15 protein-coding genes are annotated in these 17,960 nt (G+C 63.9%); 6 read left to right on the top strand and 9 right to left on the bottom strand.

The annotated features are described in order from the left end of the window. Positions 1 to 7 precede the first annotated feature (7 nt). From ACZ1JM_RS16725 to ACZ1JM_RS16705, 5 genes are all read right to left on the bottom strand, one after another. Positions 8 to 541, bottom strand: coding sequence for a division/cell wall cluster transcriptional repressor MraZ (locus tag ACZ1JM_RS16725; protein ID WP_465133477.1), 534 nt, complete (start codon positions 539 to 541; stop codon positions 8 to 10). A gap of 308 nt (positions 542 to 849) precedes the next feature. Continuing rightward, complete coding sequence (locus ACZ1JM_RS16720; RefSeq protein ID WP_465133476.1) at positions 850 to 1,425, bottom strand: DUF4350 domain-containing protein; 576 nt, start codon at positions 1,423 to 1,425, stop codon at positions 850 to 852. Between the two features lie 172 nt (positions 1,426 to 1,597). Continuing rightward, positions 1,598 to 1,975 (bottom strand): hypothetical protein, encoded by a 378-nt coding sequence (locus ACZ1JM_RS16715; RefSeq protein ID WP_465133475.1) that lies wholly within the window; start codon positions 1,973 to 1,975, stop codon positions 1,598 to 1,600. Positions 1,976 to 2,014: 39 nt separating this feature from the next. Further along, positions 2,015 to 3,040, bottom strand: coding sequence for a cysteine synthase A (locus ACZ1JM_RS16710; RefSeq protein ID WP_465133474.1), 1,026 nt, complete (start codon positions 3,038 to 3,040; stop codon positions 2,015 to 2,017). 78 nt (positions 3,041 to 3,118) lie between these two features. Then, positions 3,119 to 3,436, bottom strand: a complete 318-nt coding sequence (locus ACZ1JM_RS16705) for a 2Fe-2S iron-sulfur cluster-binding protein (protein WP_465133473.1) — start codon at positions 3,434 to 3,436, stop codon at positions 3,119 to 3,121. A gap of 105 nt (positions 3,437 to 3,541) precedes the next feature. On the opposite strand from ACZ1JM_RS16705, the gene ACZ1JM_RS16700 reads away from it, so the two are divergent. The 4 genes from ACZ1JM_RS16700 to ACZ1JM_RS16685 all read left to right on the top strand — a co-directional run bounded on the left by ACZ1JM_RS16700 (position 3,542) and on the right by ACZ1JM_RS16685 (position 6,219). Beyond that, positions 3,542 to 4,159, top strand: a complete 618-nt coding sequence (locus ACZ1JM_RS16700) for a DNA-3-methyladenine glycosylase family protein (protein WP_465133472.1) — start codon at positions 3,542 to 3,544, stop codon at positions 4,157 to 4,159. A gap of 121 nt (positions 4,160 to 4,280) precedes the next feature. After that, complete coding sequence (gene ccmA / locus ACZ1JM_RS16695; protein ID WP_465133471.1) at positions 4,281 to 4,859, top strand: heme ABC exporter ATP-binding protein CcmA; 579 nt, start codon at positions 4,281 to 4,283, stop codon at positions 4,857 to 4,859. Further along, positions 4,856 to 5,515 carry a heme exporter protein CcmB gene (locus ACZ1JM_RS16690; protein ID WP_465133470.1) on the top strand — a complete coding sequence of 220 codons (660 nt, stop codon included), beginning with the start codon at positions 4,856 to 4,858 and terminating at the stop codon, positions 5,513 to 5,515. The genes ccmA and ACZ1JM_RS16690 overlap by 4 nt, the downstream gene beginning before the upstream one ends. 251 nt (positions 5,516 to 5,766) lie before the next feature. Then, positions 5,767 to 6,219, top strand: a complete 453-nt coding sequence (locus tag ACZ1JM_RS16685) for a hypothetical protein (protein ID WP_465133469.1) — start codon at positions 5,767 to 5,769, stop codon at positions 6,217 to 6,219. 11 nt (positions 6,220 to 6,230) lie between these two features. On the opposite strand, the gene ACZ1JM_RS16680 is transcribed toward ACZ1JM_RS16685, so the two are convergent. From ACZ1JM_RS16680 to ACZ1JM_RS16670, 3 genes are read right to left on the bottom strand one after another with little or no spacing between them, the layout of a single operon-like run. Beyond that, positions 6,231 to 7,112 (bottom strand): transglutaminase family protein, encoded by an 882-nt coding sequence (locus ACZ1JM_RS16680; RefSeq protein ID WP_465133468.1) that lies wholly within the window; start codon positions 7,110 to 7,112, stop codon positions 6,231 to 6,233. Further along, positions 7,112 to 9,589, bottom strand: coding sequence for a circularly permuted type 2 ATP-grasp protein (locus ACZ1JM_RS16675; RefSeq protein WP_465133467.1), 2,478 nt, complete (start codon positions 9,587 to 9,589; stop codon positions 7,112 to 7,114). Before ACZ1JM_RS16675 ends, ACZ1JM_RS16680 begins: the two co-directional genes overlap by 1 nt. A 56-nt stretch (positions 9,590 to 9,645) precedes the next feature. Next, a complete protein-coding gene (locus ACZ1JM_RS16670; protein ID WP_465133466.1) occupies positions 9,646 to 12,993 on the bottom strand; it encodes a transglutaminase family protein in 3,348 nt (1,115 codons plus the stop codon). A gap of 151 nt (positions 12,994 to 13,144) precedes the next feature. On the opposite strand from ACZ1JM_RS16670, the gene ACZ1JM_RS16665 reads away from it, so the two are divergent. Together ACZ1JM_RS16665 and ACZ1JM_RS16660 are read left to right on the top strand one after the other, a co-directional pair. Continuing rightward, positions 13,145 to 15,316 carry an RNA degradosome polyphosphate kinase gene (locus tag ACZ1JM_RS16665; protein ID WP_465135116.1) on the top strand — a complete coding sequence of 724 codons (2,172 nt, stop codon included), beginning with the start codon at positions 13,145 to 13,147 and terminating at the stop codon, positions 15,314 to 15,316. Positions 15,317 to 15,418: 102 nt separating this feature from the next. Then, a complete protein-coding gene (locus ACZ1JM_RS16660) occupies positions 15,419 to 16,912 on the top strand; it encodes a Ppx/GppA phosphatase family protein (RefSeq protein WP_465133465.1) in 1,494 nt (497 codons plus the stop codon). 18 nt (positions 16,913 to 16,930) lie between these two features. Here ACZ1JM_RS16660 and virB11 read toward each other — a convergent pair whose 3' ends face one another. Continuing rightward, positions 16,931 to 17,956: a P-type DNA transfer ATPase VirB11 gene (virB11, locus tag ACZ1JM_RS16655; RefSeq protein WP_465133464.1), complete on the bottom strand. Its 1,026-nt coding sequence runs from the start codon at positions 17,954 to 17,956 to the stop codon at positions 16,931 to 16,933. Between the last annotated feature and the right edge of the window lie 4 nt (positions 17,957 to 17,960).

The following is a 17,960-nucleotide window of genomic DNA, read 5'->3' as shown; positions in this document are numbered from 1 at the left end:
ATCACGCTCATTTCTTCTTCGCCTTGGCCAGTTCGGCATCCTGCAGCGAACGGCAGGTGGCGATAGCGGCTTCGAATTCCGGATCTTCTGCCAACTTGTAGAGTTCTTCGGGGTTCCAGATCAGGATCGTGCGGCCGATACCCTGGAAGAACAGCTGATCGTCCAGCGCGGCAAGGTTGGCGAGCGCGTCGGGCATGGTGAAGCGGCCACTGCCGTCGAACGGCACATTCTGGAAATTGTAGAGCTGCATCGCGCGTTTGTCGCGATTGAAGGGGCGGCCGGCGTTGTCGGCACGCGTCTGCTCGTCGGCAATCTGCTGCTCGAACTCATCGACACGCGACTGTCCGAATCCGACCAGACATTTCCATTCAGGGTGCTTGGCGAGGAGGAGGACATCGCGATTGCTCGATTCGCGAACCGTGGACCGGAGCACGTTGGGCAGCACGAAGCGGTTCTTGTCGCGTAAAAGCGAAAAGCCCTGCCCGCTGTAAATGAATGGCTGCCCCGCCATATCCGCCTGTTTCGCCCCGATTAGGTTCACGTCTCGGGCATGACTTCACCGCTGCCGACCACGCATGCGCGCGCCCGGCTCCGAGCCTTCGATAAGGCACGGCGAGACTCAGCCATTCCGATTGACCGTTCTTCTATATCGGGAAATCTGGCGATTAAAGGGAAATGTGGGGATTAGTGGTTATTTATCCACCGAGATGTGATGGAAACGCCATAGGCGATGGGCGGAATTCTGCATCCGCCCTGATTGCGCTCGACCTTTTGCATTGAAATAAAACGATTTTTCTTAGCGCTGATATCTTATCTGGAGTAATCCCAGCATTCCCCGGGCATCCCCGATCAGTTCGGTTTGGGACCCGCGGTCAGCCGATTCAGCAGTTTACTGAGGATGGACTGGCGGACGGGCAGATCCTGTGGGTTTTCGGGTGTTTCCAGGACTGCTGCATCGGCCACTGCGATGATGTGGCCCTCGCCCGCATCGCAATCCGCCAGCAATCCATCCGCCTCCAGACGGCATTTCGCCACCGCATCCCCGGCTTTCCCCAATTTGCGGAAATGCCCGGTCAGGTTCACCGGCATATCGCCGCCCGCCAGCTTGCCCGGACGTTCTCCCGCTGGCTGGTCCTCGTCGAACTCCTGAGCCAGCCCCCACCGCGACAGGATGGGAGACAGCAAGGCAATGTCCTGCGGCCGACGCGGATCACCGGGACCGAATATCGAATGTTCGGTCAGCATGGGATCAGCAAACAGCAGCACCCGACCGCCCTTCTGCACCCACGCGTCGAGGGCCACGTTTTCCTGGGCCGTCAACGGGCGCGGCTGGGCAAGGATCAGGATGCCGCGCTCAGGCAGCCTCATCGGCGCCAGCGTGTCAAGCGGCTCGACATTCCCTCTACTACGGAGCAACGACAGCACCCAATGCGGCGCGGCATCGTCGGCTAGTAGCCCGCGAATGTCCTGACTTTCGTTCCAGGCGATGGGCAGGCTGCTGTAAAGGCCGATGACCTGCGGAGATCGATCCCTGCCCTGTACCGGCGTATCCGCCTTCCCGCACCCGGCTAGTGCAAGGGCAGCAACCGCGACAAGGTCAAGGCGCAGATGTCGCGCCAGGATCGATCAGGGCTTTCGCAGCAGGGTTGGTGGCAGCATTTGCCGATGGCGTCGCTGTTGGTGTCGGGCTGGGATCAGCGGCGGGTACCACGCCTATATCGGCGAGTGGGTCGCTGGCAGTCTTGGTCGGCTTGGCATCGACCGAAACCACCTGCTGGATCGGGTCCTGCGTCTCATTCAATCGCAGCTTGTCACGAATGATGTTGGCCAGCCCGACGATCATCAGCATCGCACACAGGCCGAATAGCCCGATCTGCAACCGGTGCACGGCCTGAGAACGCAATTCTCGCGCGGTGGGCGGCACAAAATGGCGCGGCGCCTGAAGCGGTTCGATGATGTTTTGCGGTTCGACCATAAAAGGCGGAAGGTTTCCTGCCATCGACCAGTTGTTACATCACTTCGCCAGCCAGGGGAAGACCGGAAGGCCCTTCGCCTCCAGCCATTCGGCGTTGTAAAGCGAGGACAGATAGCGGAACCCCGTGTCGCACAGGATCGTGGCAACCCGGGCATCGGCGCGACCATCGGCCACCAGCTTGCGCCCCAGTGCCACCGCTCCGGCGACGTTGATTCCGGAGGACAGACCAAGGCACAAGCCCTCTTCGCTCAACAGGCGCTCAACCCAAGTCAGCCCCTCCTCGTCGGAGACGCGGAACTGCGTATCGATCGGCGCGCCCTCGAGGTTGGCGGTGATTCGCCCTTGCCCGATGCCTTCGGCCACCGAACTGCCCTCGGCCTTCAATTCGCCATGCGCGTAGTAGTTGTACAAGGCCGCGCCGTAAGGATCGGTGAGCGCGATGACCACCTTGTCGTCGAACTCCTTGAGCCCCATGCCGGTCCCGGCGATGGTCCCCCCGGTACCGGCGGCGCAGGTGAAGCCATCGATCCGGCCATCCATCTGTTCCCAGATTTCCCGCGCCGTGCTTTCGATGTGGGCCTTGCGATTGGCGATGTTATCGAACTGGTTCGCCCAGATCGCGCCTTCGGTATCCTCGGCCAGCCGCCGTGAGGTATGGACGAAATGCGCGGGGTTCGAAAACGGCGCTGCCGGCACGAGAACAAGCTGCGCGCCCAGCGCCCGCAGCGTGTCCATCTTTTCGCGCGACTGGGTTTCGGGCATGACGATGACCGTCTTGTAGCCAAGCGCATTGGCGACCAGCGCCAGACCGATACCGGTATTGCCCGCCGTACCTTCCACGATCGTGCCGCCGGGCTTCAGCAGCCCGCGCCGTTCGGCATCGCGCACGATCCACAGAGCCGCGCGATCCTTTACCGACGCACCGGGATTGGCGAATTCGCACTTGCCCCAGATTTCGCATCCGGCAGCCTCGCTCGGCCCTTTCAGCAGGACGAGCGGTGTGTTGCCAATAAGGTCGAGCGTGGAGGGCTGCGCTTTAGGAGCGGACGTCTGAGATGCGGTCATGGCGCGACAGGTAGGAAGAGCGGTGGCAAGGCGCAATTGATTTGCACCATGCCATCCACAATTCGTAGTGCGTTGGCCTCAGTCCTCGGGCGCGATCGTGACCTTGAGCCCATCCAGCGCGGCGGTCACGGGCACCTGGCAGGACAGCCGCGAGTACTCGTTACGGTGATCCGAACTGTCGAGCAGATCGTTTTCGTCTTCGCTCATCTCCGGCATTTTGTCGGCGAAAGCGGGATCGATGTGAACATGGCAGGTCGCGCAGGAGCAGCACCCGCCGCACAGCGCGAGAAGTTCGTCAAAGCCGTTGTCACGGATGACTTCCATCAGGCTCAGCCCTTCGGACGCGTCGACGACGGTTTCTTCGCCAGAGTGATTAACGATGGTGATCTGCGGCATATTTCAAAAATCCCCTTGATACATCCCGTATCGTACATGTGGCTGTATGCGCACTTGCCGCAGGCTGCTAATGGCTGCAGCCCTCTTTGGCAAGGTAGCGTAATCATGGGTTTGACGGCAGAGAAGCTACACTCCGACCTTGATGCCCTTGCGGTGATCGAGCCAGCCTTTGCGCGGGCCTTGAAGGTTGCAGGCCTTCCGGAACCGCGGATTCGCGAAACCGGTTATGCCACGCTGCTGCGCACGATCGTCGGTCAGCAGGTGAGCGTGGCTGCCGCCGCGTCCGTGTGGAATCGTTTGGAGGCGCTGCTTGGCGAAGGAATTCGGCCTGAGACCCTGCTTGCCGCCGAGTTCGATGTATTGCGGGGCTGCGGTCTTTCGCGCCAGAAACAGGGCTATGTCCGGTCCCTGTGCGAACTGGTCATCGCGGGCACGCTGGACCTGGAAAATCTGCCCGCCGATGACGAGGAAGCCATCGAGCAACTCGTGCGGATCAAGGGCATCGGGCGCTGGTCGGCGGAAATCTACCTGCTCTTCGCCGAGGGACGCCCCGATATCTGGCCCGCTGGCGACCTTGCGGTGCAGGCAGGGCTGCACAAGCTGCTGGGCCTTGAAGCCCGCCCCAGCGAGAAACTGACACGCGAACTGGCGGAACCCTGGCGGCCATACCGGGGAGCCGCCGCTATTTTCACCTGGCACTGCTATAACAATCCGGCGCTGTAATCGCGGGGGGTAGCTTGCATGAGACGGGGCTGATCGCGCGCCGCAGCCCGAATCGGCAATGTGACCGCGCCCCATCCGCTCGCCTTGGCAGCGCCACGGGTTTGGCTTATCGCGCCATGTCATGCAGGCCGCCGACATTGCGATAACCGATCTTGCGTGCCGCCGGGGCGATCGTGTGCTGTTTGCGGGACTGTCCTTTCATCTCGGAGCGGGCGAGGCGCTGCACGTGGCCGGTCCGAACGGCATCGGTAAATCAAGCCTGCTGCGGATCATCGCTGGCCTTGCGCCCCCATTCGCCGGGTCCGTTCACGTCGGCGGGGCGATCGGGCTGTTGGATGAACGGCCTGCTCTCGACCCGGCCCTGCCACTGGGCAAAGCCTTGTCCTTCTGGCGAGACATGGATGGCGGGCGCGCGGATCATCTCGGTCGACTTGGCTTGGCCCGGTTGATCGACGTGCCGGTACGCTATCTCTCGACGGGACAGAGGAAACGCGCGGCGCTGGCGCGTCTGCTGAGCCAGAATGCCCCGATCTGGCTGCTGGACGAACCGCTGAACGGGTTGGACGGACATGCCGTCCAGTTGGCGGAGGAGATCACCGCCCAGCACTGCGCCAATGGCGGCATTGCGGTGATTGCGTCGCACCAACCCTTTCGATTGCCTGGTCTGAGCACTCTGGACCTGAGCGAGCACACCCGATGACCCGCCGCATCATCGCACTCCTGCGCCGAGACCTCGCGCGGCTGTTGCTCGGCGGAAGAGGAGGCGGCGCGTTGCTGCCGGTGCTGTTTTTCCTTAGCGTGGCGATGCTCTATCCCTTCGCGGTCGGGCCTGACGCGCCGCTCCTCGCCCGGACGGGCGGCGGGGTGATCTGGGTGGCCGCCCTTCTCGCCGCGATCCTGCCGCTCGATCGACTGGTGGAGCCCGACATTGAACTCGGCGCATTCGATCAATGGGCGCTGCGGGGCATTTCCGAAGAAGTCGTGATCGCAGTGAGAGTGCTGGCGCACTGGATCAGCTTCGGACCCCCGCTGATGCTGGCAACCATCCCTGCGGCGGCGCTGCTGGGCCTTGATGGAAAAACGGTAAGGACGGTGGAACTCGGCCTTCTGGCGGGGACGCCAGGGCTTGCGGCGCTGGGTGTCACAGTCGCCGCGCTTACGGCCGGTCTGCGCGGCGGCGCGGCGCTATCGGGCCTTCTGGTGATTCCCATGGCCATTCCGGTACTCATCTTCGGTGCCGGAAGTCTGGGAACCGGCGGAGCGTCCGGCCTGGCGCTCACGGCAGCAGCGAGCCTTGTCCTTATCGCCATCGCCCCGTTTGCTGGCGGCGCGGCGGTTCGTTCCGCGCGAGGCTAATGGCCCGCTGCCCTGTGGGTAAGCCCGGCAAAACCGGTGCAAAGCACGGGATAACACCTGGACAGACGACCTGGAAAAAATGGCCGGGGCGAGCAAGGCAAGGAGCCGCCCCGGCCAAGGTCACAGGATGGGATGGAGGCCCCATGACAAGCTTCCATCCGGGCTTGGTTGCAGGCTTGACGAGAGGAGCAAGCCGCGCAACAGTAGCTAATGATAATCATTCGCATTGGCAAGCACAAAGGAAGCAGCGCATGTACCAATACGTCGATCGCCCTCTCAGCACTCTCGACGAAGGCTGCCGGTTCCTTGTCTGGTCGATGCGCGCGTGGGTGACGGCCATCGGCCAAAGACGCTGTCCCGCGCAGCTTCTGGCGCCGGCTTTCGCCCGCTGGCGGATGATCGGGGGGCTGCAGCCGTTCCACCGCGCCATGGTCTTGCTGAATCGCGACGCGCTGGACACGCTGGCGTTCTGCCCCTTGGGTTGCAGCCACGTTTCCGAGCACGAAGCGGTGATTCTGGAACTGATCACCAGCCTGCGCGATCGCGGCCCGGCACCGACTCGCGAAACGCTGGAACTCGTCGTAGTCGAGGACAGCGTGGGGGACATGCTGGAAACGCTGTCGCGAATCGGCGCAGCCCTGGCCATCGCGGGGATTTTCCCAGGCGAGCCGGTGACCGGAGCCGGCCGCAGAGATGCTGGATGAACCGGGAGCGATCAGTCGAGCGGCGCTACGTCCACCGACGTGTGCATCTTCTGGCCGGAAGCCCCGCGAAAGATGCCGTCCAGCGGGGCCACGTCCGAATAGTCGCGGCCCATGCCCAGAAAGATGTGATCCGAATCGGCCAGGCAGTTGTTCGTCGGGTCGAACCCAACCCATCCCAGTTCGTCCCCGCACCACAGGTTGACCCAGGCGTGCATCGCATCCGCGCCGACCAGCCGCGGCTTTCCCGGAGGGGGCAGCGTGCGCAGGTAACCGCTGACGTAGGCAGCCGGGATGCCATGCGCCCGCGCAGCGATAATCATCACGTGGCTGAAATCCTGGCACACGCCATGCCGCCGGGTGAACGCTTCCAACGGCGGCGTATCGGTCTCGGTAGCACCGGGGTCGTAGGAAAATTCGCGGTGGATCATGGACATGAGCGCTCGCCCAGCCGTCATCACCGGCATCGACTCGTCCAGAAAAGACCCCGCCCATTGCTCTATCGCCCGCTCCGGCGACGCGATGGGGGAGGCGAAGATGTAGGACGCGGGGCCGGTGTCCGACAAATCGGGCTTTTGCATCGCCCGCTCCCGCAGATCGGCAAGGCGCGGTCCGGCGGCATCGGTGACGAAGAACGGCAGCGCGTCCACCTCGACGATGAACCGGCTTTCGATCTGGAGCCGCGCTGTGGCATCGCGCAACGCGAACCGCGCTTCGTTGACGTGGTAGCCGCCCTGCCCTTCCACGATCTGCGTCGGTTGCGGATCCAGCGTCAGCACATAGTCCGACACAGCCTGCCCCAGCCATGATGCAGGTCGCAACCGCACCTTGAACTGCGCCATCCGGGCCGGTTGTGCGTACTTGATGGTGGTGATGTGGCTGATCGAATAGCGCATCACAGCAATCGCGATCGCCGTTCCGCTTCCTCGGGATCGAACTCGAGGAAATAGCGCATTGAAATGGCGTCGGACAGGACGAGCAACTGCTTCTCCACCTTCGCCAGGCGATCCACCGTCATGTCGGAAGCGGTCGCCGCCTGAAGTTCGCCCAGCAGCGCCCGCGCCGCCCGCAACGGGGCTTCGGGCACGTTATCATCGCGCAGGCTGGGCAAGGCGGACAGATGCGCCACGATCTCCGCGACCTGAAATACCAGCGCGCGTGGATTGTCCGGGTCCAGCAGCACCAGGTCGCGCACGGGATCGGCGAAAGCGGCGGTCAGGTAGCGGCTGCGATAGATGATCTGACTGTCGCAAAGGTCGAGCAGCAGGCCTAGTGCCGCCGGATCACCCCCGTCCGGGCCGGACCCAAGCGAACGCGCCATCCGGCAGATCGCCTGCGCCCGTTCCAGACGTTGCCCTATCTCCAGGAAACGCCACGCCGCCGAGCGCACCATATTTTCCGAGATCAGGCCGGATAACGCGCTGAAATGTTCGGTCAGCCAGCGTGCACTGCCGAGCATCGACTGCGGCTGATCCACCTTGATCGACGGCATCGGGCGGCTGACGATCCGCCAGACGTCGCGGGAAAACCGGTCGCGCAGCGCCATGCCAACCTGCAGGCGACGCCGCATCAGCGCGGCGATACCACCGGGAAGCTGCGTTTCAGTGAGCGCCCGCGTACAGATCCCGGCGACCGACAGCTTCGCGGTTTCCGCACTGATCGCCCCCCAATCCCGCAGCAACGCGGCTAGCCGTGGCAAGACGCCCTCATCGCCGACGGCGGCATCGCGGCTCTGCCAGGGATTTGCCAGTATCGCGCGGACGATCCGCACCATCGTCTGCGCCCGTTCGTTGTAGCGGCCGAACCAGAACAGATTGTCCGCCGCCTGCGCTGCGAGTATCCCGCCCCCGCGTGAGATCGGCGGCTCTCCTGCGACCCGGCTGGTGACATGCGGGGCGGATGGCTTTTCGTCCACAACCCACAAGTCCGCAGACAGATCGCCCTCACTCATCAGCGAGGTGGGGAGCTGGCTGGTCGATGAAAGGCGCGCAAAACCACCCGGCATGACCGTCCAGCTACCATCCGCCGAGCGCGCCAGAAATGCGCGCACGGTGAAGGGGCGCGGCACGATCTTTCCGTCGATGATTGCCGGGGTGGTGGAAAGCCGCACGATTTCCTGCGCGCAATAGTCCATCGGCCTTCGCCACAGCGCATCGATCAGACGCTTGCGCGATTCCCCGTCAAGCGCCGCGCCCGCCACCGGCTGGCCACTCTCCAACCCTTCGATGGGGCCGCCGAACGCGGGAAGCAGCGCCAGCTCGTCCAGGCGCGCGGCCACGGTGGAGCTTTCGACCGCTTGCCCGCACCACCATGTCGCGACATTGGGCAGCAAAGGCGCTTCACCCAGCAGCACGCGGCACAAACGCGGGAGAAACGCGGCGAATGCCGGGGATTCGAGCACCTCCACGCCCGGACGGTTGGCCATTTCCACGCCCCCGCCCGCCCACGCGTCGAACAAGTTGGCGACGCCGAGTTGAGACTTGGCATCAAATGACAGCGGGTCCATCGCCGTCGTGTCGATCCACCGCCACACCGCGTCCACGCGCTTGGGACCGGCGATGGTGCCGACATAGAGCTTGTCATCGAGCACCGTCAGGTCGCGCCCTTCGACGAGCGGCAAGCCCAGATAGCGCGCCAGATGCGCCTGCTCGGCATAGGTCTGGTTGAAGCGTCCCGGCGTCAGCAGGGCGATACGCGGATTATCCCGTCGGCACGCAGCGGCCATCCCCGCCTGCATTTGCGTGAAAAAGTCGGACAGGCGGCGGGCGTGGGCTTCGGCCAAAAGATTGCCCACGGCCCGCGACATCGTCAGCCGGTTTTCGAGGGCGTAGCCGATGCCGCCCGCCGCGCGCACCCTGTCTTGCAGCACCCGCCATTCACCGCCCGGCCCACGCGCAAGATCGGCGGCATAGACCTGAATGAAATGCCCGCCGGGAGGCGTGTGACCGATCATCTTGCGCGCGAAGAACGGACTGCCAGTGACGACGGCGGCGGGCAGATGCCCATCCTTCACCAGTTTCTGCGGGCCGTAGATGTCTGCCGCCAGTTGTTCGAGCAGGCTCGCCCGCTGGATCAGCCCCCGCTCGACGTGCGCCCATTCCTGTGCGCCGACGATCAGCGGCATGGCATTGAGCGGCCACGAACGCTCGTCCTCGTCGCCGGTCAGCCGGAAGGAAAGGCCAAGGTCGGCGGCGTGGCGGGATGTCGCTTCCTGCAGGGCCGCCGGATCCTGATCGGCCAGATTCGCCAACCCTTGCGCGACATCGCGCCAGCCACGAACGGTGGTGGGGGCTGCATCCCCGAACAGGTCGGCGCGGGAAGATCGCGCGGCATAGCCGTCCAGCCAGTCCGGTCGCAGGGCAAGCGTGCTCACGGCTCGCCCCTAGCGATTAGTCGGTTTTCACCATGGCTACGGATCTCAATCACGCGCTACCCTAGCCGGGGTGGCCGCCTGAGGTCGAGAGTGTAGGGAAACTCGCCAGCGAGTTCCTCTGGCGGCCGGGCCAATGGCCCAGGCGAATGTCCATGCTCCTGAAAGCGGGCCTTGCGGCGGGCTTCGGCTTCATAATCATTGATCGGGACCGTATCGTAATTGCGTCCACCCGGATGGGCGACGTGGTAGACGCACCCGCCCAGCGACCGCCCGTTCCACAAGTCGAAGATGTCGAACGTCAGCGGCGGGTGCGATGGCAGCATGGGGTGGAGGCATTCGGCGGGTTCCCACGCCTTGTACCGCACACCGCCCACGCCTTCACCGTCAGCCGTTCGGGTGAGCGGCACCCGGCGGCCGTTGCAGGTGATGACGTGTCGTCCTTCGACCAGACCTGTCGCCTTTACCTGCAGGCGTTCGGTCGAGCTATCGACGTAGCGCACCGTGCCTCCGATCGCGCCGGTTTCGCCCAGCACGTTCCACGGTTCCAGCGCATGGCTTACTTCCAGCGTCACGCCTCCGCCCTCGACGTCGCCATGCACCGGGAACCGGAACATGCGCTGCGCCTCGAACCATGCCGGATCGAAATCGTACCCGGCTCGCCGCAAGTCATCGAGAACGTCCAGGAAATCAGTCCAGACAAAGTGGCCCAGCATGAAGCGGTCGTGCAATTGCGTTCCCCAGCGCACCAGCGGCCCCTCCACGGGTTCGCGCCAGAACCACGCCGTCAGCGCCCGAAGAAGCAGTTGTTGAGCGCAGGACATGCGCGGCTCGGGCGGCATTTCGAAGGCGCGAAACTCGACAAGGCCAAGGCGCCCGGTCGGGCCATCCGGGCTGAACAGCTTGTCGATGCAAATCTCTGTGCGGTGGGTATTGCCCGTCACATCGGTCAGCAGGTTGCGGAACAGGCGATCGACCACCCACGGCGCGGGCTGCTCGGCATCCGGGCCGGGGACCTGCGCCAGCGCGATCTCCAGTTCGTAAAGCGCGTCGTGCCGAGCCTCGTCGATGCGCGGCGCCTGGCTCGTCGGGCCGATGAACAGCCCGGAGAACAGATAGCTGAGCGACGGGTGGCGCTGCCAGTACGTGACAAAGCTCTTGAGCAGGTCAGGACGGCGGATGAAGGGACTATCCAGCAGCGTCGGCCCGCCCAGGACGATGTGATTGCCCCCGCCGGTGCCGATGGACCGGCCGTCGACCATGAACTTGTCCGCCGTCAGCCCGATCTCGCGCGCGCAGTCGTACAGCGTTTCGGTGATCTCCACCGTCTCGCGCCACGATGCGCTGGGGTGGATGTTGACCTCGATGACGCCAGGGTCGGGCGTCACTTTCAGGACCATCAGGCGCGGGTCGGGCGGTGGAGCGTAGCCTTCGATGCGGACCGGGAGCTTCAGGTCCTCCGCCACCGTTTCCACCGCGGCGACCAGTTCGAGATAATCCTCCAGCGCTTCGGTCGGCGGAATGAAGACGGCGAGGTAATCGCCGCGCGGCTCCACGGTCACGGCGGTGCGCACGGCGCCGTCGATGATCCTCTGCTCGACGATCGGCTCGGCCGCGCTGTGGGGTTCGGCCACCGCCTGGACGCGCTGTTCCGGCGCGGCCTGGCGCGCCTGGGTGCGAAAGTCGGCCAGCGGCTCACGCGGCTCGGCGGTGTCACGCGGGTGGATGTAGGGGAATTCCGAAGACGGCACATGCGGCAAGGCGCCCAGTGGCAGGCGATAGCCGATCGCGCTGTCGCCGGGCACGGCGGTCAGCATCCCCTTGCGCACACGCCAGACCTCGCTGCGCCAGCGCGGCACGGGCTGGTCCCTGGTATTCCAGCGCTGCACCGGCAGCACGAAGCCCAGCGCCTTATCCAGACCGCGCCGGTAGGTCCGCTTGAAGCGCCGCGCCAGTTCCTCGTCCGCGACATGCGGGTCGAGCGGGGTGACGTTCACCGGCAGCTCTTCCTCACGCCCGGCCCAGACTTCGCGATCCTCGAACACGGGCTGGACGAAATCGCTGTCGATACCCAGCGTCACCGCCGCCGCCGCCAGCAGTTCACCCGCCGCGCTGACGTCTATCTTCGGCATCGGATCGGGATCACCGCCCTTCGCAAGCGGCTTCTCACCGGCGACGAGGCTTTCATCCCGCCAGATCGGCACGCCATCCTTTCGCCAGTAGATCGAATAGCCCCAGCGCGGCAGCGTCTCTCCGGGGTACCATTTGCCCTGCCCATGATGGAGCAGCGACCCCGGCGCGAACTTCGCGCGCAGCAGACGGATCAGGCGATCGGCATACGCGGCCTTGGTCGGCCCGACAGCCGCGCTGTTCCATTCGTCCGCCTCGAAATCGCTGGCGGCGACGAACGTCGGCTCGCCGCCCATCGTCAGGTTCACCTCGTCGGCCACGAGGTCCGCGTCCACCCGGTCGCCCAGCGCCAGTAGGTTCTGCCACCGCTCGTCGGTGAAGGGCTTGGTGATGCGCACCGCCTCGGCAATGCGGCTGACGCTCATCTCGAAGTCAAAGTTGACTTCGGCCGGTTCCGCCATGCCTTCGATCGGCGTCGCAGAGCGATAGTGCGGCGTCGCGCACAGAGGGATGTGGCCCTCCCCGGCGAACATGCCGGACGTCGCGTCCAGCGCGATCCACCCTGCCCCCGGCACATATGCCTCGGCCCAGGCATGAAGATCGGTCACGTCCTGAAGCACGCCCACCGGCCCTTGCTTGGGCAGGACATCGGCCACCAGCTGGATCGAGTAACCGGACACGAACCGCGCCGCGAACCCTAGCCGCCGCAACAATTGCACCAGCAGCCAGGCGGAATCGCGGCACGATCCGATGCCGACGCCCAGCGTCTCTTCCGGCGTCATGACGCCCGATTCCATGCGGATGACATAGCCGATACGCTGTTGCAGACGGCTGTTGATATCGACGAGGAAGTCCACCGTGCGGCCGCGATACCCGGCATGCTCGGCCACCAATGCCTCGAACAACGGCCCCTGCTCCTCGACTTCGAAGTACGGCGAGAGGTCCGCTTTCAGCGTGGTATCGTAGGAGAACGGATAATCCTCGGCATCCGGCTCCACGAAGAAGTCGAACGGGTTGATCACCGCCAGTTCCGCCAGCAGGTCCACCTCGATCGAAAAGTGGTCGACCGGATCGGGAAACACCACCCGCGCCAGCCAGTTGCCATGCGGATCCTGCTGCCAGTTCAGGAAATGCTCCGGCGGGCTGATCTTCAACGAATAGTTCGGAACGTGGGTCCGGCTGTGGGGTGCCGGGCGCAGGCGGATCACCTGAGGGCCAAGGCGGACGCGGCGCGAATAGCGGTAGCGGGTGAGGTGGTGCAGGGCTGCCTTGATCATCGCCGCGACTGTGCGCGCTTTAATGCTGCACTGCAACGACGTTGAGCGGCGTCAGTCGGACCGGGCGGCGGGAAACATTTCGTCCGATACTGCCGGTTGTCGCAAATGCGTCATCATGGCATGCAAGAGCCTTGCTGTGAAAATGAAAGACATGCTGGACACTCGCGACGACATCGACACAGCTGCCGACAAGGCCGACACTGTGGATCTGGGCACTCTGCCCGCTCGCTATTTCAATCGCGAACTAAGCTGGCTCGCTTTCAATGAACGGGTCCTGGCCGAAGCCTGCAACCCCAATTATCCGCTGCTCGAGCGCGTGCGTTTCCTGTCCATTTCCGGCAGCAATATCGATGAATTCCTGATGGTCCGCGTGGCCGGGCTGGCCGGACAGGTCCGCCGCCAGATCGAGGAACTGTCGATCGACGGGCTGACGCCGTCGCAAGCCATCGCCGTGACCCATGAAAAAGTGATCGCGCTGGAAGACATTCAGCAGCAGGTATGGGGCACGCTGAAAGAACAGCTTGCAGAAGCAGGCATCACCGTAGTCGGCGATGAAAAGCTCGATCGCGAGCGCGAGCGGTGGCTGCGGGAATACTTCATCGGCCACGTCATGCCCGTCATCACTCCGCAGGCGATCGACCCGGCCCACCCGTTCCCCTTCGTCGCCAATCAGGGCATCGGCGTCATGTTTTCCCTTACCCGGATGGCCGACGACGCGCCGGTGATGGAGATGGTGCTGATCCCGTCGCCCTTGCCGCGCTTCGTGCGCATACCGGGCGAAGAGGCTTCCTGGATTTCGATCGAAGACCTGATCTGCCGCAATACCGATGAACTTTTTCCAGGGTTCAGGCTGAACGGTCAGGGCGTTTTTCGCATCCTGCGCGACAGCGATATCGAGATCGAGGAAGATGCCGAGGATCTGGTGCGCTATTACCGCACCGCCATCCAGCGGCGGCGGCGCGGTCTCGTCATCGTGCTACAGTTGCAAGGCAAGTTCGATCCGGCGGCCGAAGAGCTGCTGCGCACGCAACTGGGCCTCGACAAGGCGCTGATCATGAAGACCGATGGCATGATCGGTTTTGCCGGACTTTCCGCGATTTGTGACGAGGATCGCCCGGAGCTGAAGTTCGAGCCGTACTCCCCCCGCTATCCCGAGCGTATCCTGGAGCATGACGGCGAGATTTTCGCCGCCATCCGGGAAAAGGACATCGTCGTTCAGCACCCCTACGAGAGTTTCGAGGTGGTGATCGATTTTCTGAAACAGGCCGCGCGCGATCCCGATGTGATCGCCATCAAGCAGACGCTGTACCGCGCGGGCAAGCAATCGGCGATCATTTCGGCGCTCATCTACGCAGCCGAGCAGGGCAAGTCGGTCACCGCCGTCGTAGAACTGAAAGCACGGTTCGACGAGGAGCAGAACCTGCTCTGGGCGAGCCAGCTGGAACGCGCGGGCGTTCAGGTGATCTACGGCTTCGTGGACTGGAAGACCCACGCGAAAGTCTCGATGGTCGTGCGCCGGGAGGGCGAGGCCTATCGCACCTACTGCCATTTCGGCACCGGCAACTACCACCCCCTCACCGCGCGCATCTACACCGACGTTTCGTACTTCACGGCGGACCCGGCGGCGGGGCGCGATGTGGGTCGACTGTTCAACTTCATCACCGGCTATGTCGAACCCAAGAGCACGGAAATGCTCTCAATATCGCCGATTTCGCTGCGCTCGACACTGGACGAGTGCATCGATGCGGAGATCGCCCATGCCGAAGCGGGCAAGCCCGCAGCGATCTGGGCCAAGCTCAATTCGCTGACCGACCCGGCGCTGATCGACAAGCTCTATGCCGCCAGCCGCGCGGGCGTGGACATCGATCTGGTGATCCGGGGCATTTGCTGCCTGCGTCCCGGGATTCCGGGCCTTTCGGAAAATATCACGGTCAAGTCGATCATCGGCCGCTTCCTGGAACACGCGCGGATCTGGGCGTTTGCCAACGGTGCTCACCTGCCCAACCGGCGCGCGAAGCTGTACATCACTTCGGCGGACGGGATGAGCCGCAACCTCGATCGCCGGGTCGAAGTGCTGCTGCCGATCCGTAACAAGACGGTGCACGATCAGGTGCTGGACCAGGTGATGCTGGCGAACCTGATCGATACCGAACAAAGCTGGGTCTGCGCGCCGGATGGCAGTTATGCGCGCGTGGGCGAAGTGGACAATCCGTTCAACCTGCACCGCTACTTCATGACCAATCCGTCGCTTTCCGGACGCGGCGCGTCACTCGACAGTGGACGAAAAGTGCCGAAGCTCTCGCTAAGGCGGGGTACTATCTGACATGGGCGGTGCCAACTCGGGCCATCCGGTTTGACGACACGACCCGTGGCGGGCTGACTGGCCCGCCGGAACCATCGGCGCTTGCGGTAGATATTGACCAGAATGATCGGCATCAGCCAGTCCAGCGAAAAGCGCGCCATCATCGACATTGGCTCTAACACGGTGCGCCTTGTCGTCTACAACGGGCCGCCGCGTGCGCCCGTTGTGGTGCTCAATGAAAAGGTCAACGCCCGGCTCGGCAAGGATCTGGGGCGGACGGGCGCGATCAGCGACAAGGCGATGCGCTCCGCGTTGTCCGCGTTGGAGCGGTATGCGGCGCTTCTCCGGCTGCTGGATGTCACGAACGTCGAGTGCGTGGCAACCGCCGCCGCGCGCGATGCCTCCAACGGACCGGCGTTCCTCGAAGCGGTGCGCGGTTTCGGCCTGTCGCCACGGCTCCTCTCCGGCGAAGAGGAAGCCCGTGCCAGCGCTACCGGCGTCATCGCTGCCTTCCCGAATGCACGCGGCATTGCGGCGGATCTTGGCGGCGGCAGTCTCGAACTGGTGGAAATAGACGCCGCCGCGCCTGACGGGCTCCGCCCCGGAGGTATTACGTTACCGTTTGGCACCCTGCGACTGCCCGAGCTGCGTGTACTTGGTCAACAAAAGTTCACCGACACCGTCCGCTCCGGCCTGAAATCACGCGGCTGGGACAAAGGTCGCGGCCTACCGCTCTACATCGTCGGCGGCTCCTGGCGCGCCCTCGCCCTTCAGGCGATGCGGGTTCTGGAATGGCCTGTTGACGATCCCCACGGCTTCGAACTGTCCGCCTCCGAAGCCATGCGACTGGCCCGCATCTTCTCCAAAGGCAAGCTGGACAACCCCGACCCGCGCATATCCAGTTCGCGGCTTGCCACCCTGCCCGATGCCGCCGCGCTGATGGCGCAACTCGTCGGCAACCTGCACCCCTCCCGCCTGATCTTCTCGTCCTGGGGCCTGCGCGAAGGCCTGCTGCACATGCAATTGCCACCAGAGGTGCAACGCGAAAGCCCCATGCTGGCCAGCGTGACTGCTTTCGCGCAAAGCGCACGCGTCAGTGCTGACGATGCCGTCCGCGTCGCCAATTGGACTGCGCCGGTCTGCAACGATTCGCAGTCGGACGGTGATCTACGCAAAGCAGGCAGCCTGTTGGCGCTGGCCGCCATGCGTACAGAGCCCAACATGCGCACCGAAGAGGCACTGACATGGGCCTTACGCAAACGTTGGATCGGGTTGGACATGTGCGGACGTGGCATGATGGCGATGACCGTCTTCGCCAACTCCGGATTGACCGAAACGCCGCCCAGCTTTGCTCGATTGACAGAAAAATGCGATCTGGATCGCGCGATCGGCTGGGGACTGGCGGTCCGCTTGTGCCGGCGCCTGACAGGTGGATCGGTACGAGGTATGGAGGCGTCGAAACTGGAGGTCAGGGGCAACGTCCTTGCCCTCGTCCTGCAAGACCAAGCAAAACCGCTTTACGGCCCAAGCAACGGCAAGGATCTCAAAAGCCTCGCCGACTGGCTGGGCATGGCCTGGCGTGTGGAAACATCCGATGGGATCCTGATCGAGAACTGAACGCTAGAGCCTGAAGGATCAGACTAGGGTCCGACTTTCCGCGATCGCAGAGATCCCGCGTTTTCCGCCGCTCCGATCCAGCTGCACCACGATGTCGATTACCGACGCGGCATATTCCAAGGTCTCGGCCCTTGTCAGCCCGATACCTGTCTGCATCGACATAAGCGCGATCTGCTCCAACGCCCCTCGCGGCGAGTTCGCGTGGACGGTGGAGAACGACCCCGGGTGTCCGGTATTGATGGCACGGAGGAAGCTGACCGTTTCTGTCCCGCGAAGTTCGCCCAACACGATACGATCAGGACGCAACCGGAGCGCAGCCTGCAAAAGGTCATTGGCTGAGACTTTGGCCTCGCCCAGTTCCCCTTTCACCGCGATCAGACCCACCCCGTTGGCACCAGGAAGGCGCAGTTCTGCGGTATCTTCCACCAAGACAACCCGCTCATGATCCGGGATCACCGAGAGCATCGCGTTCAAAAAGGTGGTCTTGCCCGTAGAGGTTCCGCCTGAAATCAGGATGGTTTTGCGACGATGGATCGCTTCTCGAAGAAAAGCGATCGGCTCGGCCATAGGGTCGGGCATCGGGAGGTCGGGGGCGGCAACGATCGGGCCGCGGTCATAGGCGTCCAATGGCAAGTCGAGCAAACGGTGTCGACGGATCGCCAGTGCCCAGTCGGAGCGGGTGGCCGGTGGCCCTACAAGCTGGATACGGGCTCCGCTCTGTCCACCATGTGCTGGTAGGGTAGCCGAGAGCAGCGGGTGTTCGCGGTTGATACCCTGATGGCTTATGCGTGCGACCTGCTCTGCGAGACGCTGCAGCAAACGGTTGTCCATCTGCGGTAATTCTACCCGCTGCATCCCCGTGAGCGCCGCGTCTTCGACCCAGATCTCTCCAGGTCGATTGACCAGAATTTCGGTCACCGTTTCCCGGTCCAGCCAAGGACGCAAGGGCGCTAGATAAGCGTCGAGATAGACGCTGCGCCCCGAAGTCAACGTCGGGCCAACGTCAGGCAGGGCTGTCGGTTGAAGTGGGAGGACGTCGGCCATTCTT

The organism is Novosphingobium sp. BL-S-24 (assembly GCF_055521575.1).
This window is presented reverse-complemented; position numbering and strand designations above follow the sequence as displayed.